21 protein-coding genes are annotated in these 23,833 nt (G+C 70.2%); 9 read left to right on the forward strand and 12 right to left on the reverse strand.

All coding sequences use genetic code 11. The features are described 5' to 3' along the window. Window positions 1-180: 180 nt before the first annotated feature. Window positions 181-3,045 (forward strand): TonB-dependent receptor domain-containing protein, encoded by a 2,865-nt coding sequence (locus ACG01O_RS14560; RefSeq protein WP_394385720.1) that lies wholly within the window; start codon window positions 181-183, stop codon window positions 3,043-3,045. A 158-nt stretch (window positions 3,046-3,203) separates the two neighbouring features. Here the strand turns inward: ACG01O_RS14560 and ACG01O_RS14565 are convergent, their stop codons facing one another. The 6 genes from ACG01O_RS14565 to ACG01O_RS14590 form a co-directional block, all read right to left on the reverse strand. Next, window positions 3,204-4,340, reverse strand: coding sequence for a serine hydrolase (locus ACG01O_RS14565; RefSeq protein ID WP_394385721.1), 1,137 nt, complete (start codon window positions 4,338-4,340; stop codon window positions 3,204-3,206). Further along, window positions 4,337-5,584: a D-amino acid dehydrogenase gene (locus tag ACG01O_RS14570; RefSeq protein WP_394385722.1), complete on the reverse strand. Its 1,248-nt coding sequence runs from the start codon at window positions 5,582-5,584 to the stop codon at window positions 4,337-4,339. The genes ACG01O_RS14565 and ACG01O_RS14570 overlap by 4 nt, the downstream gene beginning before the upstream one ends. 141 nt (window positions 5,585-5,725) lie before the next feature. Next, complete coding sequence (locus ACG01O_RS14575) at window positions 5,726-6,922, reverse strand: amino acid aminotransferase (RefSeq protein WP_394385723.1); 1,197 nt, start codon at window positions 6,920-6,922, stop codon at window positions 5,726-5,728. A gap of 101 nt (window positions 6,923-7,023) precedes the next feature. Then, window positions 7,024-7,371 (reverse strand): hypothetical protein, encoded by a 348-nt coding sequence (locus ACG01O_RS14580; RefSeq protein ID WP_394385724.1) that lies wholly within the window; start codon window positions 7,369-7,371, stop codon window positions 7,024-7,026. A gap of 81 nt (window positions 7,372-7,452) precedes the next feature. Next, on the reverse strand, window positions 7,453-8,229 hold the full coding sequence (locus tag ACG01O_RS14585) for a vWA domain-containing protein (RefSeq protein WP_394385725.1): 777 nt from the start codon (window positions 8,227-8,229) through the stop codon (window positions 7,453-7,455). Between the two features lie 233 nt (window positions 8,230-8,462). After that, window positions 8,463-9,584 carry a DUF2332 family protein gene (locus ACG01O_RS14590; protein ID WP_394385726.1) on the reverse strand — a complete coding sequence of 374 codons (1,122 nt, stop codon included), beginning with the start codon at window positions 9,582-9,584 and terminating at the stop codon, window positions 8,463-8,465. Between the two features lie 68 nt (window positions 9,585-9,652). On the opposite strand from ACG01O_RS14590, the gene ACG01O_RS14595 reads away from it, so the two are divergent. Continuing rightward, on the forward strand, window positions 9,653-10,315 hold the full coding sequence (locus ACG01O_RS14595) for a Crp/Fnr family transcriptional regulator (protein WP_394385727.1): 663 nt from the start codon (window positions 9,653-9,655) through the stop codon (window positions 10,313-10,315). 39 nt (window positions 10,316-10,354) lie between these two features. Here ACG01O_RS14595 and ACG01O_RS14600 read toward each other — a convergent pair whose 3' ends face one another. Then, complete coding sequence (locus ACG01O_RS14600; protein WP_394385728.1) at window positions 10,355-10,849, reverse strand: glutathione peroxidase; 495 nt, start codon at window positions 10,847-10,849, stop codon at window positions 10,355-10,357. A gap of 155 nt (window positions 10,850-11,004) precedes the next feature. Between ACG01O_RS14600 and ACG01O_RS14605 the strand changes: the two genes are divergently transcribed. Next, window positions 11,005-11,967, forward strand: coding sequence for a hypothetical protein (locus ACG01O_RS14605; protein ID WP_394385729.1), 963 nt, complete (start codon window positions 11,005-11,007; stop codon window positions 11,965-11,967). Between the two features lie 110 nt (window positions 11,968-12,077). Here the strand turns inward: ACG01O_RS14605 and lplT are convergent, their stop codons facing one another. After that, window positions 12,078-13,367, reverse strand: coding sequence for a lysophospholipid transporter LplT (lplT, locus tag ACG01O_RS14610; RefSeq protein ID WP_394385730.1), 1,290 nt, complete (start codon window positions 13,365-13,367; stop codon window positions 12,078-12,080). A gap of 113 nt (window positions 13,368-13,480) precedes the next feature. Between lplT and alr the strand changes: the two genes are divergently transcribed. Both alr and arfB read left to right on the forward strand, forming a co-directional pair. Next, window positions 13,481-14,593, forward strand: coding sequence for an alanine racemase (alr, locus tag ACG01O_RS14615; RefSeq protein ID WP_394385731.1), 1,113 nt, complete (start codon window positions 13,481-13,483; stop codon window positions 14,591-14,593). Next, complete coding sequence (gene arfB, locus ACG01O_RS14620; RefSeq protein WP_394385732.1) at window positions 14,586-14,996, forward strand: alternative ribosome rescue aminoacyl-tRNA hydrolase ArfB; 411 nt, start codon at window positions 14,586-14,588, stop codon at window positions 14,994-14,996. The genes alr and arfB overlap by 8 nt, the downstream gene beginning before the upstream one ends. Here arfB and tet read toward each other — a convergent pair. Further along, window positions 14,993-16,180: a Tet(A)/Tet(B)/Tet(C) family tetracycline efflux MFS transporter gene (gene tet / locus ACG01O_RS14625; protein ID WP_394385733.1), complete on the reverse strand. Its 1,188-nt coding sequence runs from the start codon at window positions 16,178-16,180 to the stop codon at window positions 14,993-14,995. The two genes, arfB and tet, sit on opposite strands and share 4 nt — an antisense overlap. A 62-nt stretch (window positions 16,181-16,242) precedes the next feature. On the opposite strand from tet, the gene tetR reads away from it, so the two are divergent. After that, window positions 16,243-16,890, forward strand: coding sequence for a tetracycline resistance transcriptional repressor TetR (gene tetR / locus ACG01O_RS14630; RefSeq protein WP_394385734.1), 648 nt, complete (start codon window positions 16,243-16,245; stop codon window positions 16,888-16,890). On the opposite strand, the gene ACG01O_RS14635 is transcribed toward tetR, so the two are convergent. Continuing rightward, the gene (locus ACG01O_RS14635) at window positions 16,859-17,743 is read right to left on the reverse strand and encodes a DMT family transporter (RefSeq protein ID WP_394385735.1); all 885 of its coding nucleotides are present in this window, start codon (window positions 17,741-17,743) and stop codon (window positions 16,859-16,861) included. The two genes, tetR and ACG01O_RS14635, sit on opposite strands and share 32 nt — an antisense overlap. A 202-nt stretch (window positions 17,744-17,945) precedes the next feature. After that, a complete protein-coding gene (locus ACG01O_RS14640) occupies window positions 17,946-18,578 on the reverse strand; it encodes a LysE family transporter (protein ID WP_394385736.1) in 633 nt (210 codons plus the stop codon). A 107-nt stretch (window positions 18,579-18,685) separates the two neighbouring features. Between ACG01O_RS14640 and ACG01O_RS14645 the strand changes: the two genes are divergently transcribed. Beyond that, window positions 18,686-19,858: an MFS transporter gene (locus ACG01O_RS14645; protein ID WP_394385737.1), complete on the forward strand. Its 1,173-nt coding sequence runs from the start codon at window positions 18,686-18,688 to the stop codon at window positions 19,856-19,858. A 15-nt stretch (window positions 19,859-19,873) separates the two neighbouring features. Here ACG01O_RS14645 and ACG01O_RS14650 read toward each other — a convergent pair whose 3' ends face one another. Beyond that, window positions 19,874-21,799 (reverse strand): hypothetical protein, encoded by a 1,926-nt coding sequence (locus tag ACG01O_RS14650; protein ID WP_394385738.1) that lies wholly within the window; start codon window positions 21,797-21,799, stop codon window positions 19,874-19,876. A 114-nt stretch (window positions 21,800-21,913) separates the two neighbouring features. Here ACG01O_RS14650 and radA point away from each other — a divergent pair, with 114 nt between their 5' ends. Together radA and ACG01O_RS14660 are read left to right on the forward strand one after the other, a co-directional pair. Further along, window positions 21,914-23,275, forward strand: a complete 1,362-nt coding sequence (gene radA, locus ACG01O_RS14655; RefSeq protein WP_394385739.1) for a DNA repair protein RadA — start codon at window positions 21,914-21,916, stop codon at window positions 23,273-23,275. 113 nt (window positions 23,276-23,388) lie between these two features. Then, entirely contained in the window at window positions 23,389-23,820 is a 432-nt protein-coding gene (locus tag ACG01O_RS14660) for a hypothetical protein (protein ID WP_394385740.1), read from the forward strand. Window positions 23,821-23,833 lie beyond the last annotated feature (13 nt).

Raw genomic sequence — 23,833 nt, forward strand, 5'->3', positions numbered from 1 at the left:
CTGTAGGGCGGCCGCGCGGGCCCGCCGCTTCGCCATCTGGCGGGCATGCATTCCCGCAGGTTATGCCGCGCCGACAAGCATTCATTGCACGGCACGCAACACCTGGGGTGCGGCCCTCTGGGCGGCACCGCCCCCTGCAGCGAACATGAACAGCAATTGAACCGAAGAGGAGTCCTGGCAATGAAGTTGAATCGTCTGATGTCGAGCATGGCCCTGGTGGGCTTGGCCGTGCACGCCGGCTGGGCCGTGGCGCAGGCCGACAGCACCCGCCTGGAGCGCGTGGAGGTCACGGGCTCCAGCATCAAGCGCATCAAGGATGAGGGCGCCCTGCCCATCCAGGTCATCAGCCGCAAGGACATCGAGCGCCAGGGCATCGTGTCGGCCGAACAGCTGATCAGCACGCTGAGCGTGAACGGCAACGGGCTGGACAACCTGGCCTCCAACGCCGACGTGGTGGCCGGCCAGGCGCGCGGCAACAACGGCGCGAGCTCGGCCAACCTGCGCGGCCAGGGTGCGGCCAGCACGCTGATCCTGCTCAACGGCCGCCGCGTGGCCGCCCACGGCCTGAACGGCGGCGTGGTGGACCTGCAGCAAATTCCCTTCGCCGCCATCGAGCGCGTGGAAGTGCTGAAGGACGGCGCCTCGGCCATCTACGGCACGGACGCCATCGGCGGCGTCATCAACTTCATCCTGCGCAAGGACTACGCCGGCCTGGAAGGCCAGGTCTTCACCGACGTGACCGAAGCCGGCGGCGGCAACCTCGGCCGGGTGCAGCTGACCGGCGGCTACGGCAATCTGGAGCGCGACAAGTTCAACGTGCTGGCTTCGGTGTCGTTCAGCGACGCCAAGGCCCTGCGCGGCGACCAGCGCGACTTCGTCAACACCTTCCAGCCCAGCCGCGGCCTGTCGGTGGACACGCGCGGCACGCCCTACGCCACGGTGTTCGCCATCTCCAGCCTGTACAACGCGCTGAGCCGCGACAACCTGAACACCACCGGCCGCGGCACCGGCCCCATCCAGCCGGGCACCACGATCGCCATGAACGGCATCAACCCGTTGAACCTGCCGGGCCAGGCGGGCTGCTCGTCCATCGCCGGTCAGGCCGCGTACGACGCGGTGCTGTGGGCCTCGCCCGCGGCCAAGTGGGGCTGCGCATGGGACACCGGCCGCGCGGCGGTGCTGCAGCAGCCGGTCAAGTCCAGCAACGCCGTGCTGCGTGGCACGCTGGCGCTGGGTGAGCACCAGGTGTTTGCCGAGTACGTGGGCGCCCATGTCGTGACTGACAAGAGCTTCTCGCCCAACCAGATTTCCAGCTCCACCTCCACCACCAGCCCGTTCTTCAACCTGGCCTACCCGAGCACCGGCGAGGCCTACAACTCGGTGTTCAACGCGCTGGTGGCCACCTTCCCGACGCTGGCGAAGAACCGCGGCCTGCCGCTGGCCTTCCGCTGGCGCTGCATGCCCTGCGGCAACCGCGAGATTGAAACCACGGCCGACACCCAGCGCGTGCTGCTGGGCGCCGAGGGCCCGCTGTTCGCCGGCTGGGACTACAAGACCGGCGTGTCGCAGGCCACCAGCGACACCACCTCGCTGCTCAAGCACGGCTACTTCTACAGCAAGCCCTTCGCGGCGCTGATCAACACCGGCGTGCTGAACCCCTTCTCTGCGGATGGCATCACGCAAACCAGCACGGCCCTGTCGGCGCTGGACGGCGTGCGCGCCGACGGCGTGACGCTGTACGGCGGCAAGTTCACGCTGCGCCAGGCCGACTTCACGGCCTCGGGCCCCGTATTCAAGCTGCCGGCCGGCCAGGTGATGGCCGCCGTGGGTGGCGACGTGCGCCAGGAGCAGTACAAGTTCAACGGCAACGCCACCGATGCCGCCACGCAAGCCACCATCTTCAACGCGCCGTTCGACAGCGTGAACACGCTGGACACGGTCAAGCGCGACATCCGCGCCGTGTTCGCCGAAGTGCTGGTGCCGGTGTTCAAGAACCTGGAAGCCAGCGCCGCCGTGCGCCACGACAGCTACACCGGCTTTGGCGGCACCACCAACCCGAAGTTCTCGCTGCGCTACCAGCCGTTTGACCAGCTCTTGGTGCGCGCCTCCACCAGCCGCGGCTTCCGCGTGCCCTCGTTCAACCAGCTGTTCAACGGCGTGACCGAGTCGCCCTACTCCGGCAAAGACCTGGTGGACCCGGCCAAGTGCGCCACCGGGGTGGTGGATGCCAACAACCCGGCGTGTGCGTCCATCACGCCCACCATCCTGACCGGCGGCAAGCCCAACCTCGGCCCCGAGAAGAGCAAGCAGTGGACCTGGGGCTTCGTGTGGTCGCCCAACGCCGATGTGGCCGTGGGCGCGGACTGGTGGCAGATCCGCAAGACCGGCACCATCCAGTCCGTCGCGCTCAGCGACCTCGTCAAGAACTACACGCTGTTCCCGGACAACTTCATCCGCGACGCGTCCGGCACGCTGCAGTCCATCGACAACCGCTGGGTCAACGCCGGTGAAACCATCACCAAGGGCGTGGACGTGTCGCTGAGCGGCACCACCGCCCTGGGCGCCGGCCGCCTGGTGGCCAAGCTCGAAGGCAGCTACCTGCTGGACAAGCGCTCGCGCCTGATCGCCAGCGCCCCGATGGGCGCCAGCGAGATCGGCGTGTTCACCCGTGCGGGCGACCTGGGCCTGCGCTGGAAGCACGCGGCCACGTTCACCTACTCCGAGGGCGACTGGGTGGGCACCTTCCAGCAGCTCTGGCGCGCCGGCTACAAGGACGCGCAGCTGCCCGGCGTGGCCAACGGCAGCATCACGCCGCCGGACTGGAAGCCCAATGTGGCCAAGTACATCACCTTCAACGCGAGCGTGAGCTACACCGGCATCAAGAACCTGGGCCTGACCTTCGGCATCAAGAACCTGCTGAACGAAGACCCGCCGTTCTCGGCCGCCTACGACGGCAACACCGGCGCCGGCAGCTCGTGGGAACCCCGCGTGGCCGACCCGCGCGGCCGCGCCTACCAGTTCACCGTGAACTACAAGTTCTGGTAAGCCTTCAGGAACTCCCTGGCCGGCCCGGCGCCGGCTTTCATGCCCCGGCTGGACCGGGGCTTTTTTATGCCTGGGCGGGGCGGCGCGGGCCCGTCAGGCCAGCACGCGAAGCCGGTCAGTCGATGGCAGCCGACAACGGCGGTCGACAGCGGCTGTCGTCAAGCGCGGCCGTCCACCACAGCCCGCACCGCCGCGTGCACTGCCGCACCCAGCGCCGGCAACCGCCAGGTGGTGGCGGTGCCGGGCTGCGGCGCGTAGCGCTGACCGAGGTTGCTGGTCAGTGCAATCAGGTAGTGCAGATCACCGTCATGCACCATGCCCGCATCGCTGCTGTAGTTCTCGGTGTTGCCGGTCTTGTGCGCGAACGCACCCGGGATGCCCGGCACCCAGCCGGGCTGGCCGCGCAGCGATTCGCTGGACAGGATCTCGTTCAGGCGCTGCGCCTGCAGCGCACGCCGGATCACGGCGCGGCTGGCCGGGCTGACCAGGGGCGGGGTCGGCAGCGCCGGGGCATCGGCATCCAGCCGCCACACCAGGCGCAGCGCGTCCCAGGCGGTCATCTGGATCTGGCCCACGCCCGCGCCGGCGGCGTTGCCCCAACCGCCATCGGGCTGGGTGTGGGCCAGGCGCAGGCCCGGCAGGCCTTGGGCCCGGAAGAGGTCGTGCAGCGCGTTGTGCACCTCCTGCCCGCCCTCGCGGCGGATGGCGCCGCGCGCATGCAGGTGCGCCACCAGCGCCGAGGTGGCGTCATTGCTGCTGACGGTGATCATGTCGAACAGCCAGTCGGCCACGGCCCGGGTCCGGCCGCGCCAGGCCCAGGGCAAGGCCCAGTCGCTGCGGTCGGCGTCCACCAGCCGCGCCACGCCCACCGCCACCATCAGTTTCAGCAACGAGGCCGGATACGGCGAAACGAACCGCGGCCCCTGGCCGAACCAGGCGGGGAAGTCGATGCGCGACCAATCCGCGCCAGGCAGCCAGGCGTATGACTCGCCCGCTGAATTGCGCACATCGGCATGGAAGGCAATGTTGGCCACGGCACCGCAGGCGCCCAGCTGCGCCACCAGGCCGTCTGGGTGCTCGCGCGAGAACAGCACGTTAGCCAAGCGGGGCGGCGCTTCGCCGCGGAACACGGCCACCGCGAGGTCGATGCTGGGGTGCACGTCCACGGGCGCGCCGCCCTGCAGCCGGTCGGGCGTGGCCGCGAACTGATGGGCGCGAACCGCGGCGGCCAACGCGCGGGCCAAGTCGGCATCGACCACCGGTGCGCGCGGGTCAGCACCCATGTCAGCGCTCATGTCAGCGCCAGGCCTTCCAGCGGCAGGGCCGGCTCCACCCCGGAGAGCAGATCGGCCACCAGCCGCGCGGTGGCAAACGAGAAGGTGAAACCGAGGGCGCCATGGCCCACATTGAGCCACAGGCCCGGCACGCCGCTGGCCCCCACGATGGGCGCGCCGCTGGGCGTGGCCGGCCGCAACCCGGCCCAGGGCAACGCGCGGTCGTAGTCCGCCGCATGCGGGAAGGTGGCGCGCACCGAGCGCTGCAACGACGCCAGGCGCGCCGGGTCCAGCCCGGTGTCTTCGCCCACCAGGTCCACCATGGCCGCCACGCGCAGGTCGGCGCCGATGCGGGCGTAGAGGATCTTCTTTTCAAAGTCGGTCACGCTGACCTCGGGCGGGCGGTGCCGTGCCCCGATGGGCGCAGTGAGACTGTAGCCCTTGAGCGGGTACAGCGGCAGCGTGACGCCCAGCGGCGCCACCAGCGCCCGGCTGGCCAGGCCCGCGGCCAGCACCACGGCATCGGCGCCGATTTCACCGTCGTCGGTCTGCACGCCGATCACACGGCCGCGGCCGTCCCGCTGAAAGCCGCGCACCGGGCGGCTCAGGTGGCCCCGAAAGCGCGGCTGTTGCACGAGACGCGCATGCAGCGTGGCGCAGAAGGCGTGGCAGTCCGCCACCGCCTCGCCGGGCGTGAAGATGCCGCCGGCCAGCTGCGCCTGCGAGTCGGCCAGGGCGGGCTCCAGGCCCACGCAGTCGGCCGCGGTCAGCGCCTGCTCGGGCCCGCCCGCAGGCACGCGGGCGGCCACCCGCGCAAAGGTGCCCGGGTGGCGGTACACCACCAGCTTGCCCGGCGTGCGCAGGGCCAGGGTGTCACCCAACGCGGCCTGGGTCTGCAGTTCGGCAAACGCGGTCTGGCTGTAGGCGCCGAGGGCCAGCAGGCGCTCGGTCATGCGGCGGTTCACCGGGCCGCGGCAGTGGCGCAGGAAGGCGCCCAGCCAGCTCCACTGCGCCCAGCGGGCTTCGGGTTTGAAGCGCAGCGGGCCGTCGGGGTCGAGCAGCCAGCGCAGCGCTTTGAGGGGCACGCCAGCATCGGCCAGCGGCGACACATAGCGGTAGCTGAGCTGCCCGCCGTTGGCGCGGCTGGCGCCTTCGGCCACGGCGGCTTCACGCTCGACCAGCGTGACCGCATGCCCACGCTGCAGCAGGGCCCACGCCGTGGTGAGGCCCACCACACCACCGCCGATCACCACGCAATGCTTCATCCTGCCGCTACGAGCTCCTCACAGCCGCGCAGCGTAAGAGAGCCCTGCGCCCGCAGCCAATGAAAGCGCGGGCGGCGGCCATAACCCCAGTGCATTCACCCGCCACCAGGGGGGGCAGCCCCAGTCGGGGCTGCCAAGCACTCAGCCGGCCAGCACAGCCGCCATGGCGGTGGCGGTGGCCTCCACGTTGCGGCTGTTCAAGCCCGCCACGCACATGCGGCCCGAGCGCAGGATGTACACGCCGAACTCGGTCTTCAGGCGCTCGGCCTGGTCGGCACTCAGCCCCGTGTAGCTGAACATGCCGCGCTGGGTCAGGAAGTAGTCGAAGTTGCGGCCCGGCAGCTTGGCCACGAGCACCGCGTGCAGTTGGCGGCGCATGGCCTGGATGCGGCCGCGCATCTCGGCCACTTCGGCCTCCCACTGCGCACGCAGCGCGGGGTCGGTCAGCACCTTGGCCACGATCTGCCCGCCGTGCATGGGCGGGTTGGAGTAGTTGCGGCGGATCATGAACTTCAGCTGGCCCAGCACGCGGCCGGCTTGGTCGGCGTCGGGGCACACCACGCTCAGGGCGCCGCAACGCTCGCCGTACAGGCTCATGCTCTTGGAGAAGCTGTTGGCGATGAGGAAGCTCACACCCTCGTCCGCCAGCAGGCGCACCGCGAAGGCGTCTTCCTCGATGCCGTCGCCATAGCCTTGGTAGGCGAGGTCCAGGAAGGGCAGCAGCTGGCGTTCGCGCATCACCGGCACCAGTGCACGCCACTGGTCGGGCGTCAGGTCCACGCCGGTGGGGTTGTGGCAGCAGGCGTGCATCAGCACCACGCTGCGTGCGGGCAGTTGCTGGAAGCAGGCCAGCAGGTCGTCAAAGCGCACGCCGCCGGTGGCGGGGTCGTAGTAGGGGTAGGTCTCGCACACATGGCCCGAGCCCTCGAACACGGCGCGGTGGTTGTCCCAGGTGGGGTCCGACAGGTAGATCTTGCTGTCCGGGAAATAGCGCTTGAGCAGGTCAGCACCCACCTTCAGGCCGCCGCTGGAGCCCACGCCCTGGATGGTGGCAATGCGGCCAGCCGCGATGGCCGGGTGGTCGACACCAAACAGCAGGCCTTGCACGGCGCTGCGGAAGTTGGCGGCGCCTTCCATCGGCAGGTAGGGGCGAGCGCCCGCGGCTTGCACCACGGCCAGCTCGGCCGCGCGCACCGACGGCAGCATGGGGATGCGACCGTCGTCGTCGAAGTAGATGCCGATGGACAGGTTGATCTTGCCGGCGCGCGGGTCCTTCTGGAAGGCCTCGTTCAGGCTCAGGATGGGGTCGCCAGCGTAGGCATCGACATGCTCGAACATGGTGGTGGGTGCGGTTGGGGAAAAACGCGGATTATCCCGAGCCGGCCCCATCGGCCAGGTCCACCCTGCCCGCATCGACCGGCCTGCATCGGCCGGCCCGCTCAGCGCGCCTTGCGCAACTGCATCAGGTGCTGGGAGTCGTGAATCCAGATCGCGCGCGCCGCGGACGACGCCGACTTGGGCAGGTCTTTGTCGGCCACCGGCGCCTGCGCGGGCATCTTGCTGGCGTCGTCCCAGATCCAGGCATTGCACAGCGTCTTGCCCTTGCAGGCGGCCTCACCGGCAGCCTTGAGTGCGGCGGCGTCGGTGTGGGTGCTGCACAGCACCAAGGCCACTTGCTCGCTGCGGTCGTGCGTGCGGCAACTGGCATGGGCCTGGCCCGCGGCCAGCGTGGCCGCCAAGAGGGCCAGCCAGGCCCGTGGAAATGAAGCGTGAAGAGAGCGCGACATGGCAAGCCTTCAGAGGTGCAGCGGGAGGAGAAAAAAGACCGGCGCGCGGCCGGTCTTTCAGGAGGGTAGCGGGCCGGCGTGTCAGGCCGAGCGGCGGCGCGTAACAGCCAGCAAGCCCAGGGCCAGGCCCGTCAGGGCCAGCGCACCCGGCTCCGGCACGCGATTCACGATGGCCTGCACCTTGGCATTGATGGCCACCGGGAAGTCCTGGAAGGTGTTGACGCGCAAGATCCACGGCGCGTTGCTCATCGGGTCGTTGGGCGTGAGCACTTCCACACCGCAGCCGCTGCACGGGCCGGCGATGGGCGAGAACACCATGTCCTTCAAGCCGGCGATGTTGACGCTGCCGATGGCCTCGGCCGTCATGGCGTCAATGCCGGCCTTCTGCGCGGCCGCAGCCGCAGCCACGGCGGCCGATTGGCTGTTGGGCACGCCATCGGTGGCCAGGTTGATGATGGAGCGCAGGTTGGCGCTGTAATTGGCCGATCCGGTCATGGCGCCGGCAATCGCGTTGATGCCCAGGTCCGTCGCCGTGTTGCCCTGCGTGTAGGCCATGGCGTTGATGGCCGACACGATGCCCGCCAGGCTGCCTGAGGTGACCACCGTGGGCGCCACGACCTGCACCGTGCCCGTGGCAAAGGTGTAGACCGTGACCTCGATGCTGCCGTCGGTGGGCAAGCCGGCCAGCGCAGCGGCGTAGCCCGAGCGCATGGTGTTGAAGTTGGCGGTGCCGATGCTGCCGGAGGCATCCACCAGGAAGCCCAGTTGGGTGGTGACCGCGGCGGACGCGGCGAAGGTGGCCGTGGCCAGAGCCAGCGTGGCGGCGGTGCTGCGAAGCAGGCGAGAAAGCAATTTCATGATGAGCTCGTCGTGAAGTTGAAAAAACAGCTGACGGCGCGCGGGCCCTTCCCTCTGAGGACTGGCTGATGTTTCTGACGACGCCCGCAGGTCGGCCGAGCCCGGCAATGCAACGCCCATGCCAGACCTTCAAAACCTCCATTAAAACAAAGACTTACAGGCCGTTCTGGCCACCAACCATCTCGCCGCTGAAAGGCCGGCCGACATCCCTAACTCACTCAGCAGCTGCACCCCTAACTTGTCAACTCACACCACCCGCCCACCCACCGACCGTGCGGGTGCGACCACCCCAGCAGGCGCTGGTGCACCGACCCGCCCTCGGCCCAGCGCAGGCGCCACAGCGTGGCCGATGAGGCCACCTCGCCGGCCGGCAGGTCGGGCAGGGGCGGTACCGGCACGCCCGGCGCGCTGAGGGCAGGCAGCTCGCCGCAGACCCATGCCAGGCCGTGGCTCAGGGCCAGGGTGTCTGCCGCGTCACGCAGCGCCTGCAAGGCCGGCTCGGAGAAGTAGTACAGCACCCAGCTCGTCAGCAGCACCGCCTGCATGCCCGCGGGCACGCGCTGCACCCAGTCCCGCAGTGCCGCCACGGCGTCGTCGGCTTGCACGCACTGCAGCGGCAGCACCTGGCACTGCGCCACCGCACGGCGCAGGCGCTCGCGGCGGGCGGCGTCGTGCGGCCACAGGCAGGCCTGCAACCAGCGCAGGCCTTGCGGGTCGTCCAGCCGCACCAAGGCCGGGTCCACGCCCTGACGCAGGCCGAGCCGCCAGTCCACCGCGGCAGGCGGCGGCGCTGCGTCCAGCCAGCGGGCGTCGATCTCCACCCGCGTGCCGTCGGGCGCCGGCCCGCGTGCGTGGCAACTGCCGTCTGGCGCGGTGTAGCGCACGGCGTAGTGGTCCACCCCCAGGTTCAGGCCCGCGCTGCAGCCCAGGTCGAACAAGGCCAGGTGACGCGCGCCCGTGAGCCGGGCCGTGGCATCCAGCGCCAACCTCAGCGGCGCACTGCGGGCGACCTCGTTGGTCTGGGTGGCGCCATGCATCAGGCGTTGCTGAAGCACGGCGCGGCCGGTGGCCAGGGTGTCAGCCAGCGCCTGCGGCAGGTCGGCATCGGGCGCGCGGGTGCCGCCCACGCTGGGGAAGTAGGGGGCGAGCGGCACTGCAGCGTCGGCCAGCACGCACTCGTGCAGCGCAGCCAACAGCAGGTTGGGCTTGCGCTGCTCGGGCGGCGCCAAGGCCATCAGGCGCAGGGCCTCGGCACTCTGTGCGGCGCATTCGCACAAGGCCACGTACAAGGGTTCCTGGCTGCATTCATCGCGGGCGAAGCGACGCAGGGCATCGGCACAAGCTTGAAGTTCCATGCCGGCCAGCATAGGCACGCGCACCGCCCCGTTGTGTCGGCCAGCCGACACAGCAGCACAATGCTGGCATGCCCACCCCCACGATGGACCCGGCCCTGCGCCGGGTGTTCGAGCACCATTTCCCCGAGGTGGAGCTGCCGGCCCCCATCGCCGCGTTGATCGGCCGCCGGCGCCTGGCGGCCAGGCGCAGCGTGTTCGTGCAAGGGCAGCAGCCCACGGCGTTCTACGCGGTGGCGGCCGGTGAAATCGAGGCGCGGTTCACGGGGCTGGATGGCGGGGTGTCGGTGCTGGAGCACCTGGGGCCGCCCCGGCTGTTCGGACTGGCGGCGTTTGCGGCTCACCAGGCTTCAGCCTACGAGGCCATGGCGCTGTGCAGCACCGAACTGCTGGTGTTCAACCGCGAGGCGTACCGACGCCTGATGGACGAGGTGCCAGGCTTCGCCCGGGCACTGATGGCCGAATTTGCTGGCCGCTACGACGGCACGCTGCGCCTGCTGCAGGCGGCACGGCACCAAACCGCCGCCGAGCGGCTGTCGCTGGCCCTGGCGCAGCTGCGGCGCGAACGCGGCGAGTCGCTGAGCGACGGCAGTTGCCGCGTGCGGGCCACGCAGCAGGAGGTGGCACAGCTGGCGCACCTGTCACGGCAGACGGTGAACGAGCTCCTGCGCCACGCCCAGGCCCAGGGCCAGTTGCGGCTGGAGCGGGGCGGCTGGCGCACCCGCCCGCTTTGAGGCGCGCCGGGCAGCGCGCCTTCAGGGCTGACGCGCGCTTCAGGCGCCCGCGTTGAGCGCGGCTTCGATGTCGGCGCGCAGCTTGTCCGGCGTGTCGTTGGGGGCGAAGCGCTTGAGCACCTGCCCGTCACGCCCCACCAGGAACTTGGTGAAGTTCCACTTGATCGCTTCGGTGCCCAGGAAGCCAGGCTTCTCGCTCTTGAGGAACTTCCACAGCGGATGGGCCTCGCTGCCGTTGACCTTGATCTTCTGCATCATCGGGAAGCTGACCCCGTAGTTCATTTCGCAGAAGCTGGCGATCTGGTCGTTGCTGCCCGGGTCCTGGCCGCCGAATTCGTTGCTCGGAAAGCCCAGCACCACCAAACCGCGGCTGCCGTAGTCTTCCCAGAGCTTCTCCAGCCCCTTGAACTGCGGCGTGAAACCGCATTCACTGGCGGTGTTCACGATCAGCAGCACCTTTCCGCGCTGCGAAGCCAGGTCCACCGGCTCGCCGCGAATCGACACGGCCTGGAAATCGAAGATGCTTTCGGTCACTGCAAGCTCCCCCTAAGAAACCGATTGCATGCTAACGCGCCAGACCCCGAGGGTTTGTAGCATGGCGCCCGGCGCGCGGCTGGCCTTCCAATCGCGCGAACTTGTGCCGCCACTTCGGGGCGCGCCCGGTCAGCAACTTCGGATCACCCACCTTCATGGATCACTTGGCTTGCTTCACCCCGGCAGACCTTGCCGGCCGCACCCCGCCCGATCTCCACAGCTTCCGCTGGAAACTGCTGGCCCAGGGGGATTCGTGGTTCTCGAATGCCCGCGCCAAGCTCAACGCGCACGCCAACCTGCTGCAGGAACTGGTGTTCCGCTCCCAAACCACTGCAGTGAACTGCGCCGGCACGGGCAATGCCCTGTCGCACATGGTGGACCTGGAATCCAGCCCCGAATTCGTGCGCCTGCTGGCGGGCCCCGACGCGCCCGCCTGGGACGGCGTGCTGCTGTCGGTGGGCGGCAACGACCTGATCGCGGCGGCCCGCACCCCAGCCGTCAACTGGAACGCCGAGCCGATCCCGCTGAACCTGCGCCTGCTGCGCCGCCAAACCGAATGGGGCCCGCCCTCGGCCGGTGTGGCCCGCTACTTCTCGGAGCCCGGCTGGTCCACCTACAGCGACTACCTGCGCGCCAACGTCAAGCACCTGCTGAGCCTGCGCGACCAAGGCCCGTCCGCCGGCAAGCCGGTGTTCATGCACTGCTACGCCGTACCCATGCCCCGCCCGGCAGGTGCCGAAGGCGGCGACGACTTGGGGGCCAGCGGCCCGTGGCTGTTCCCGGCGCTCAAGGCCTACGGCGTGCCCAGCGCTGACTGGGCCGCCGTGAGCCGGCTGATGGTTTTCCACCTCGCCCAGCTGCTCAAGAGCATGGCGGCCGACAAGGAAGGCTTCCCCGGCCTCTTCGTGTTCGACTCCACCGCTGTGCCGCTGGCGCTGGCCGCACCCGGTTCCACCGGCATCAGCGGCGACTGGCACAACGAGATCCACCTCAACCACAGCGGCTGCTTCAAGATCGCCCGCGCCTGGAGCGAGCACATCGAGATGGTGCTGGAAGGCAAGCACCTGATCCCGGTGCCCACCGGCCGCAAGGGGCGCGGCTCCAGCAGCCAGAGCTGATTTCGTTGACAGGCGGGCTGGCGCAGCGCAGCCGGCCGCCTTTCCAGCGGCCGTCGTGGCACTAGCGGCGCGCCCTCGAAGGGGATGGCGCAGCCAGCAGGGAGTGAGTGCTACCGGTCCTGCGGCAGGTGATCCGTGCGGGCGAGGTCCAGCAGTTGCTCGACTTCGTCCTTGTGGTTCACCAGGTTGCGCTGGTGCCAGCGGCGGATCCACCACATCGTGCCGGCCACCACCACGCCAAAGATGGTGATGGCCCCGAACGCCGACAGGCCAAACCGGGTCATGGCCGTGTAGAACGCGCCCAGCCCCAGGATGCACGCCTGCTCGTTGAAGTTCTGCACCGCGATGCTGCGCCCGGCCCCCATCAGGTTGTGGCCGCGGTGCTGCAGCAGCGCATTCATCGGCACCACCAGGTAGCCCCCGATGCCGCCCAACAAAATCAGGAAGGGCGCCGCCACCCACACGTTGTGGATGAAGTTCATGAAGATGACCAGCAGGCCCATGGCGATGCCCAGCGGGATGACGCCCGTGGCCCGATCCAGCCGGCCGTACAGCGAGGCCAACACGGCCCCCACCGCGGTGCCGATGGCCACCACGCCAACCAACGACGACGCCTGCGTCGTGCCGTAGCCCAACGCCGCCGCAGCCCAGGCCAACACGATGTAGCGCAGGTTGCCGCTCACGCCCCAGAACAAGGTGGTGGTGGCCAGGGAGATCTGGCCCAGCTTGTCTTGCCACAGCTTGCTGTTGCAGGCTGAGAAGTCACGCACCAACCCCAGCAGCCCGTGCGCCAGCGGCTGCAGCGGGGCGGAAGTGCGCGGAATGCGCAGGTTGAACAGTGCCGCCAGCACGTAGAGGCCCACCAGGCTGGCAATCGCCGCTTCCGGTGCGGTGTCGATGCCGGTGTCGATCATGGGCAGGTCGAACGCCAGCAGCAGGTGCGACACCCGGTCGCCGATCAGTTGCCCACCCAGCAGCACGCCCAGGATGATGGACGCGATCGTCAGCCCCTCGATCCAGCCGTTGGCCTTCACGAGTTGGGACGGCGGCAGCAGCTCGGTCAGGATGCCGTATTTGGCCGGCGAGTAGGCCGCCGCCCCCAGGCCGACGATGGCGTAAGCCACCAGCGGGTGGGCGCCGAACAGCATCATCAAACAGCCGATGACCTTGATGGTGTTCGAGAAGAACATCACCCGGCCCTTGGGCACCGCGTCGGCAAAAGCCCCGACAAAAGGCGCCAACACAACGTAAAAGAGGGCAAACATCGGCACCAAGGCGGCCCGTTGCCATTCCGGCGACCCCGAGGAGCGCAGCAGCTCGACGGCTGCGACGAAGAGGGCGTTATCAGCCAGCGAGCTGAAGAACTGCGCCGACATGATGGTGTAGAAGCCGCGTTTCATCGGGCGAGGCGCAATCCTGAACTGTCTCTTGCTTATGGGGCCGGTGCGGCGCGAGGTTATAGCACGCGCACCCTTCAGCAGGCCGACCGCCCCGGGGCGCGCAAAATGGCGGCATGCCCCGCCCGATCGAAGCCCTCGTCCACACCGACGCCCTTGCCCACAACCTCGGCCGTGCCCGTGCGCAGGCCCCCAACGCCCGGGTCTGGGCGGTGGTGAAGGCCAACGCCTACGGCCACGGCATCGAGCGGGCGTTCGAGGGTCTGCGCGCCGCCGACGGTTTCGCGCTGCTGGACCTGGACGAAGCCCAGCGCCTGCGCGCGCTGGACTGGCGCGGCCCCATCCTGCTGCTGGAAGGCGTGTTCGAGCCCCGCGACCTGGAGTTGTGCTCGCGCCTGAAGCTGTGGCACGCCGTGCACTGCGAGGAGCAGATCGACTGGCTGGCCATGCACAAGACGCATGAGCCGCACCGGGTGTTCCTCAAGCTCAACTCGGGCATGAACCGGCTGGGCTTCACGCCCGCGGCCTTCCGCGCCGCCTACGCCCGGCTGGACGCCCTGCCCCAGGTCGACGAAATCGGGCTGATGACCCACTTCTCGGACGCCGATGCGCTGCGGCAGGGGCAAGACGGCATCGCCCACCAGGTGGCCGCCTACGACGCCGCCACCGATGGCCTGGCTGGCGAGCGCACCATTGCCAACAGCGCCGCCACGCTGCGCCACGCCGCCCGCACCGCGCACGACTGGGTGCGCGCCGGCATCATGACCTACGGCGGCGTGCCCGATTTCCCCGAGCACGACGCCGCGCACTGGGACCTGCGCCCCGCCATGACGCTGCGCTCCAAGATCATTGGCGTGCAGCACCTGCAGCCGGGCGACACCGTGGGCTACGGCAGCGCGTTCACGGCGGAGCAGCCCATGCGCATCGGCGTGGTGGCCTGCGGCTATGCCGACGGCTACCCCCGCCACGCGCCCACCGGCACGCCGGTGCTGGTGGACGGGCACCGCACCCGCACCATCGGCCGCGTGTCCATGGACATGCTGGCCGTGGACCTGAGCGCCCTGCCCGACAGCGGCTGGGGCAGCGAGGTGACGCTGTGGGGCGAGGGGCCCGCGGTGAACAGCCAGCCGTCGCGCCTGCCCATCGACGAGGTGGCCCGTGCGGCCGGCACCATCGGCTATGAGCTGATGTGCGCCGTGGCGCCCCGCGTGCCCATCCGGAATGCCTGACCTCCGCTGGACGCCCCGGCCGGACGAACTTCAGTTCGACGCCATCCGCGCCAGCGGCCCGGGCGGGCAGAACGTCAACAAAGTTTCAAACGCCGTTCACCTGCGGTTCGACATCCGCGCGTCCAGCCTGCCCGAGGCCGTGAAGATGCGGCTGCTGGGCTGGGCCGACCAGCGCATCACGGCGGACGGCGTGGTCGTCATCAAGGCACAAGACTCCCGCAGCCTGGAGCGCAACCGGGCCGATGCCGTCGCGCGGCTGATCGAGCTGGTGCAGGCCGCCGCCCACGTGCCCAAGGCGCGCCGGGCCACCAAGCCCACCTACGGCTCGCAGCAGCGGCGGCTGGAGGGCAAGTCCAAGCGCAGCGACGTGAAGGCCGGGCGGCGCAGCAAGCCCGACTTCTAGGCGAGGCCTTCACCACCCCGCGCCCGCCGGCTGAACAGCAGCGGCACCGCCAAGCCGTAGACCAGCGCGGCCACGATCCAGGTACAGCCTGGCCAGTTCCCCTGCGTGGCAGCAAAGCCGGAGGTCACCACCAGCGGGCCAGCAATGCCGATCAGGCTGGTGAGGCTGGCCAGCGTGCCCTGCAGTTCGCCCTGGTGCTGCTCGTCCACCTGGCGCGACTGCATCGCCTGCAGCGCGGGCATGGCCAGCCCGCCGATGGCAAACAGCGGCAACAGCGCGAACGGCACCCAGCCGGCGGTGGCCAGCCCCATGCCGACGAAGCCCGCCGCATCGGCCGCGATGCCGGCCAGCAGCGCGCGCCGCTCGCCCAGTTGCTCCACCATCGGCCCGGTGACAAACGCCTGCGAGATGGCATGCAGCCCGCCGTAGCAGGCCAGCGACAACCCCGCCACCCAGGCGCTCCAGCCGTAGCGGTCTTGCCCGTACAAGATCCACAGCGAGCCCGGCACCTGCGACACCAGCGCCACCACGGCGAACACGCCCACCAGCGGCAGCAGCGCGGGCTTGCCCTGCAGCCGGTGCAGCGACGAGAACGCGTTGAGCTTGGCCACCTCCAGCCGCGCCGTGCGGTGCTGGTTCGACTCCGGCAGCGCGAACCACGCCAGCGCGAGGTTCAGCGCGTTCATCGCCGCCGCCGCCAGGAAGGGCGCGCGCAGCGACCACTCGCCGAACGCGCCGCCGATCAGCGGCCCGACCACGAAGCCCAGGCCCATGGCCGCACCCATCTGGCCGAAGCGCTTGGCGCGGTCGGCCTCGGGCGTGATGTCGGTCAGGTAGGCCGTGCCCACCGCCATGCTGGCGCCGGTGATGCCTGACAGCACCCGGCCCACGTACAGCCACGCCATGCTGGGCGCGAAGGCCATCAGCACGTAATCCGCCGCGGCGCCCGCCAGCGACACCAGCAGCACCGGCCGGCGGCCGAAGCGGTCGCTCAGCGCGCCCAGCACCGGCGCGAACAGGAACTGCATGGCCGCGTACACCGCCAGCAGCGCGCCGTAGTGGTGGGTGGTGGCGTCGGCGCCGGCCAGCTCGCGCAGCAGGCCGGGCAGGATGGGGAAGATCAGGCTCATGCCCACCGCGTCCAGCAGCAGCGTCATGAGGATGACGGTCAAGGCTCGATTCAAATCAGTCTCTCTATCGTTGATAGAGGCTATTGTGCACGCAGCTCTCTATCATTGCTAGAGCCATGACGACGCCCGACCGCCCTGCCCGCCTGAACCGTGACGAGATCCTGCGCGCCGCGCTGGACCTGCTCAACGAGATCGGCATCGACGCCCTCACCACCCGCAAGCTGGCCGAGCGGCTGGGTGTGCAGTCGCCCACGCTGTACTGGCACTTCAAGAACAAGGCGGCGCTGCTGGATGCGATGTCGCAGGCGGTGCTGCTGGAAAGCCGGGCGCGCGAAGCGCCTGCCGCGCACGAGCATTGGCAGGAGTGGCTGATGGCCGACGGCCGCAGCTTTCGCCGTGCGCTGCTGGCCTACCGCGACGGCGCCCGGCTGCACGCCGGCACGCGGCCGGGCGAGGCCCAGCGGGAATCCATCGAGGCGCGGCTGCAGTTGCTGTGCGCGGCGGGCTTCGAGCCCGGGCCGGCCACGCTGCTGATGATGTCGGTGGGCCGCTTCGTGGTGGGCTGGGTGCTGGAGGAGCAATCCGCCCAGGCGCCTGACGCGCCGCCCTCGGCCACGCTCACCGGGCCGGAGGCCTCGCAGTACCCGCTGCTGGCCGCCGGCTGGCGCCAGACGGTCGGCGGCGACGCCGACGCCTTGTTCGACGCCGCGCTGCGCCTGCTGGTGAACGGGGCTAGGCCGGGCGCGTTGCCACCCACAGGCTGACCAGGCACAGCCCCATGCCGCCCACGGCCAGCGGCGTGACCTGCCAGCCCTCGAACACGGCCGAGATCACCAGCGCGATGACCGGAATCACCACCCCGGTCAGCGCCGCATGTGCCGGGCCGCGGGCCTGGGCCAGCTTGAAATACAGCACGAACGCGATCACCGAGCCCGCCACCGACAGGTACAGCAAGCTCAGCACGTAGGGCAGCCGCAGGTCGAAGTGCAGCCCCTGGCCGCTGACGACCGACACGCCCAGCAAGAACACCGCGCCGTAGCCCATGCTCCATGCCAGCACGGGCACCAGCGGCAGGCCGCGCTTGGTGAGGGTCAGCGTCAGCACATTGCCGATGCACGCCACCAGCACCGCGCACAGGCCCAGCCCCAGGCCCAGGGCCGCCGTGGGCCGCGCGCCGGTGGCGGCGATTTCCGGCCAGAAGATCAGCACCACGCCCAACACGCCGCCGCTGGCCGAGACCAGAAAGCGCCGCGTAACGGGCTGGCCGAAGAACACCCGGCCCGACAGCGCGTTGCCGTACACCATCAAGCAAAACAGCACCGCCACCAGGCCCGAGGGGATGTGCCGCTCCGCCTGATACACCGACAAGTAGTTGCCGCTGTACTGCACGATGCCGGTGGCCAACATCAGCACATGCGCGCTGCCCGGCAGCCGCAGCGACACCCCCTGCCAGCGCGCCATCGCGGCCAGCAGCACAGCCGCCAGCCCGAAACGCCAGGCCACGGAATTGAACACCGGCACGCCGGAATCCAGCTGGTACAGGATGACGTGCCAGGTGCTGGCCCAGATCAGCGTGGGGCCCCAGAACAGCCAGCGGCTGGGTGATGCAGAAGACATGGAGAAACCAGAAAACTAAACGCCGTCACCGTGCGACGGAGCGAGGCGAGGTCAGCGATTCATGCGGGCCAAGCGCCGGGCCGCTCCCAAGCCGGCCGGCGCGGGCGATGTGTGGGGCGGCAGAACCGCCCGCATCGCCGCCCCCTCGGGGGGCCCGACCGGCGCTGCCGGCGTTCAGCCGACGCTGCGCCGGGCGGGGGCGTCAGCTGTGCGGCTTGAAGCTGGCCAGCAGCACCCCGGCCACCACGAACAGCGAGCCGAACACGCGGTTCATCACGCGGATGTGGTGGGCGCTCTTGAGCGCCGCCAACACGCGAGCCGCCAGCGCGGTGTAGCCGCCCATCACCACCAGGTCGGTGAAGCCCAGCGTGCCGGCAATCACCAGGTACTGCGGGCCCATGGGGGCCGACAGGTCCAGGAACTGCGGCACCACGGCCAGCAGGAACACTGTGCCCTTGGGGTTGACGGCATTGATGCCCCAGCCGCGCAGCACCAGCTGCCGGCGCGTGACGGGCGCGCCGCCGTCGTCACTGGCCGCAGCCATGGGCTTGGCCGGCGCACGCCACTGCTGCACGCCCAGCCAGATCAGGTAGGCCACGCCGGCCCACTTGATGACGGCAAACGCGGTTTCCGACGCGGCAATCAACGCGCCCAGGCCCGCGCTGACGAACAGCACCTGCGTGAGGATGCCCAGGATGAGCCCGAAGGTCATGAAGTAGCCGCGCTTGAAGCCGTGGCTCAGGCCTGCGCTCATGGCGGCCACCGCCCCGGCGCCGGGCGACAGGCTGATCGCCCAGCAGGCGGCGAAGAGGGTCAACCAGGTGGCGAATTCCATGAGGGGCTCCAGGGCAGGCACAGCAAAGCCAGGCAGTGTGCCCGAGCCCGTCGCGGCGCGCCGGTCGTCATGCCCGGCCGCAGCCCGTGCCGCCTACAGTCGGGCGCATGTGGCGCACCCTGACCCAGCTTCCCCGCACCGTGTGGCTGATGGGCTTCATCAGCCTGCTCAACGACAGCGCCAGCGAGCTGGTCTACCCGCTGGTGCCGCTGTACCTCAGCAGCGTGTTGATGGCCGGGCCGCGGGTGCTGGGGCTGATCGAAGGCGTGGCCGAGGCGCTGGCCAGCCTGCTCAAGCTGTGGGCCGGCGTGCGGGTGGACCGCAGCGGCACGGCCAAGCCCTGGGTGGTGGGCGGCTACGGCCTGGCGGCATTGGCGCGGCCGCTCGTCACGTTCGTGGCGACCTGGCCGGCCTTGCTGGCGCTGCGCCTGACCGACCGCATCGCCAAGGCGGTGCGCGCCGCCCCGCGTGATGCCCTGCTGGCCGCCAGCATCGGCCCGCACCACCGGGGCCTGGCCTTCGGCCTGCACCGGGCCATGGACAACGCCGGCGCCGTCATCGGCCCGGTGCTGGCCTGGGCGCTGCTGGCGGCGGGGGTGCCGCTGGGCCAGGTGTTCCTGTGGGCCGTGGTGCCCGGCCTGGCCTGCGTGGGCCTGACGCTGGCGCTGCGCGAAGCCCCGCCGGCCACCGACCCTGCGCCGCCCTTGCGCTGGACGCTGGCCGGCCTGCCCGCGCCGCTGCGCCGCTACCTGGCCGTGGTGGCGCTGTTCACGCTGGGCAACTCCAGCAACATGTTCCTGCTGCTGCGTGCCAAGGAGCTGGGTGTGGCCGAAGCGCAGGTGCCGCTGCTGTGGGCGGCGGTATCCGCCGTGGCGGCGACGTTCTCGGTGCCGCTGGGCGGGCTGTCGGACCGCATCGGGCGCGTGCGGCTGTTGGTGCTCGGTTATCTGGCCTACGCGGGCTTCTACATCGGCATGGGCTGGTTCGCGGCGCCGGGCTGGGGGCTGTATGCGCTGTTCGGCAGCTACGGCCTCTTCATGGCCGCCACCGAGGGCGTGGAGCGGGCGCTGCTGGCCGACCTGGCCCCGCCCGAGTTGCGTGGCACGGCCTACGGCTGGCTGAACCTCGTGATGGGCGCGATGCTGCTGCCCGCGTCGCTACTGTTCGGCAGCTTGTGGCAAGGCGCGTCGGCCCAGATGGCCTTCGGGTTCTCGGCCGGCTGCGCGCTGGCGGCGGCCCTGCTGCTGGCCACCTGGGCGCGGCCGGTTGCCGCTCAATGACGGGGCCTGCCGGGCTCAGCGGGCCATGACGATGCGCCCATAGCGCTGTGCCGTCTGGCGCTCGATGACCTGCCCGGTGCGCTCGTCACGCAAGGTGGCCACGAGCAGGAACTCGGACTGGCTCTGCGCCTTGAACACGAACTTCGGGCACAGCGAGATCTCCACCGGGTCGCGCGCCAGGTCGGGGTAGCCCAGCGAGCGCAGGGTCACGCAATTCAGCAACTCGGCCAGCGTGGTGCGGTTGGATTCGCTGAAGCACACGGCCACCGGCAGCGTGCCGGCCGAGCCGTTGCGGCAGGTGAGCTGCAAGGTGTAGGGGTAGGCCTTGACCAACCGCTCCCGCTCGGCCGCGGCGGCGGCGCGCTCGGTGGCCTCGCGTTTGCGCCGCACCTCGGCGGCGGACTGGCCGCTGCGCCGCCCCTGGGCTTCGTCGGCCAGGAACGCCACGGCGGTCGCGATGTTGCGCTCGCCCGGGTAGGCCGCCTTCTGCTGCCGCTGCCACACGGCGCCCAGCGCCTCGGGCGTGCCCACATCGGCCGCGCGCAGGGCGGCGGCCTGCTTGCCGTCGGGCATGGGCGAGAAGCGCCGCGCCAGCCGGGCGTCGTCCACCGACGCGTAGCCGTAGTGCGCCGCGTAGGCGGGCAACAGCGCCTCGGCATCGCGCAGTTCGAACAACTCGAACCCGATCTGGTCCCGCTGCAGCGCGTTGCCCACGGTGCGGGCTTCGGCGTCGGTCAGCACCAGCGTGCCGCACCGCGACTGCTTGAGCGCGAGGTACATCGCGTCCAGGTCGTTGAACACATCGTCGAACCCGTCGGCCGCCTTGCGGGCCAGCCACTGGGCCACCGCCTCGGTCTTGCGGTAGGCCATCAGGTCGCCGCCCACGGGCGCGTCCATGCGGCGCGCGCACACCGTGGCCTTGCCCGCGGGCGCGGGCACGCGGCGCAGTGCCGTCACCTGCCCGGTGCTGGCGGGCAACGCGGCCCACACGCGGGCGGTGCGTTCCTGGCGCTCGGCTTCGGCCCGGCGGGCCTGCTCGGCTTGGGCCACCTCGCGTTCACGGTAGTACTTGGCCAGCACGTTGGAGTCCATGGTCAACAGCGCCACAAACTGCCCTGACGTCTTCCAGGCCGCCAGGCGCCCGAACTCTGTGCCGGGCACGAGCAGCAAGCGGTCGGGCGAGTTGCGAGACCACCGCTCCGCGGTGTCGGCCCAGTCGTCCACCACGGTCAAACGCGCCCGCTGCACACCGGTCTTCTTCAGGAAGTCGACGGTGGAGGGCCACTGCACCTGCTCCCAGCTGCCCGGCTGGTAGCCCTCGAACGCCCGGCGCCAGCGGTCGATGAACTGTCGGGGCACCACCACTTCGGTGTCACCGCCGCGCGACAGGTAGGCCACGGTGTTGTCGAGCTTGCGCGAGACGGCGACCTCCGGAACACCCACGATCTCGAAACTCAGCGCCCGGTAGTCGGGCTGCACGTTCACCGTCAGCTCGGCGGCCTGCTTGAGGCTGCAATCCGAGCGCTTGGGGTCGAAGTTCAGACGATGCGGGCCGGGCGTGTCAAACACCCAGTCGAAGCGGATTTCATCGCCGTTGCGCGGCCAGCGCCAGTCCGCGAGGCCATGCGCCTGGGCGCGGCGCAGCACCACGTGGTCGGCGCGCACCTCCACGGTGGGGCGGAACTCATCCCGCTCGGCCTCCTGGCCGTCCACCACCAGCACCAGGTCGCACGCATCGGCCTCGTGCCATTTCGTCTTGAGCTCCAGCTTCAGCGCAAAGGGCTGACCCACCCCGGGCTGCTCGGGCTCGGCACGCAGGCGGCGCACCTCCGCGCCCCAGGCCGGCGCCGTCAGCGCGACGGACAGCGCCACCGACAGCACGCCTGACAGCGCAGCCACCACGCTGCATTCCCCCAGCCACTTCCTTGGCGCCACTGCCATGCCCTGCCTCCTGCGGTTGCTGCGCCCATGCTGGCACCGGGCAGGCCACGCCGCCAAGCAACTTTGTCACGCGGGCGTCCCGCACAATGCCTGCGGTTTCAGCGCACCTCGTCCATGGCCTCTCCGAAAAGCATTTACACCTGCACCGAGTGCGGCGGCACCAACGCCAAGTGGCTGGGCAAGTGCCCGCACTGCGGCGCGTGGAACACCCTGACGGAAACCGCCGCCGAGCCGGCCGGTGGTGCCAAGAACCGCTACCAGGCCCTGGCCAAGAGCCAGCCGGTGGCCACGCTGAGCGAGATCGAAGCGAGCGACTACGAGCGCACGCCCACGGGCCAGGACGAACTGGACCGCGTGCTGGGCGGCGGCATCGTGGCCGGCGGCGTGGTGCTGATCGGCGGCGACCCGGGCATCGGCAAGTCCACGCTGCTGCTGCAGGCCGTGGAGTCACTGAGCCAGACCGTCAAGGTGCTCTACGTGACCGGTGAAGAGAGCGGCGCCCAGGTGGCCATGCGCTCGCGCCGCCTCGGCCTGGCGGGCGACAAGGTGCGGGTGCTGGCCGAGATCGGGCTGGAAAAAATCCTCGCCACCATCGAGGCCGAACAACCGGACTTCTGCGTCATCGACTCCATCCAGACGCTGTACTCCGAGCAACTCAGCTCCGCCCCCGGCTCGGTCGCCCAGGTGCGCGAGTGCGCAGCGCAGCTGACCCGCACCGCCAAGGCGCGCGGCTGCGCCATGGTGCTGGTGGGCCACGTCACGAAAGAAGGGGCCCTCGCCGGCCCGCGCGTGCTCGAGCACATCGTGGACACGGTGCTGTATTTCGAGGGCGACACCCACAGCAGCTTCCGCCTGGTGCGCGCGATCAAGAACCGCTTCGGTGCGGTGAATGAGATCGGCGTGTTCGCGATGACCGAGAAGGGCCTGAAGGGCGTGGCCAACCCCAGCGCCATCTTCCTGAGCACCCACACCGAGCCGGTGCCGGGCAGCTGCGTGCTCGTCACGCTGGAAGGCACGCGGCCGCTGCTGGTGGAACTGCAGGCGCTGGTGGACAGCGGCGGTGTGAGCCCGCGGCGCCTGTCCGTCGGCCTGGACCGCGACCGCCTGGCCATGCTGCTGGCGGTGCTGCACCGCCACGCCGGCGTGGCCACGAGCGACCAGGACGTGTTCGTGAACGCCGTGGGCGGCGTGCGCATCACCGAGCCCGCGGCCGACCTGGCCGTGCTGCTGGCCATCCAGAGTTCGCTGCGTGGCAAGGCGCTGCCCAAGGGCTTCATCGCGTTCGGCGAGGTGGGCCTGGCCGGCGAGGTACGCCCCGCACCGCGCGGGCAGGAGCGGCTGAAGGAGGCCGCCAAGCTGGGCTTCAGCGTGGCGGTGGTGCCCAAGGCGAACGCACCCAAAAAACCGATCGAGGGGCTGACCATCCACGCCATCGAACGGGTGGAAGAAGCCATCGACGTGCTGCGCGGCCTGTAGCGCGGCACCCCACGTGCGACCCAACGCACACTCTGCCCACGGGCACGGGAATGCCTTCGTGCAGACCGTGCCAAAGTCTGCTTAGGATTCAGACTTCCACTGGAGACACCGCCATGGCTGACCCCGCCGACCTCCGACAGCACGTTCGCACCGACTTTCTCGCCGCCCAGCACGACGCCGATTCGCTGCCGGGCTGGGTGTTCAAGCCCGTGCAGTTCAGCCGCGGCCCGGCCGGTCTGGTGCTCAACATGAGCGATGGCGGCCTGCAGGTCATGACCAGCGCCACCGAGCCGCTGAACGAAGCCAAGTACGAGGTGGTGCTGCTGCTGGGCCGCTCCGACGCCGACGACGAGGACGAACAGGTGTCGTGGTTCAACGGCGTGGTGGAGCGCAAGTGGTCGCGCCCCGTGCCGCGCATGGGCATCCTGCACGGCATGAGCTTCACCGCCCGCAACTCCACCGCCGAGCAGTTCCTGAACGGCCACAAGGACGCGCTGGAATCCGGCGGCTGGGTGCGCTGCGTGCTGCTGAAGGTGACCGACTGACGCGCTGACCGCC

The organism is Pelomonas baiyunensis, from assembly GCF_043555935.1.
GTDB classification, from domain to species: domain Bacteria; phylum Pseudomonadota; class Gammaproteobacteria; order Burkholderiales; family Burkholderiaceae_C; genus Pelomonas; species Pelomonas baiyunensis.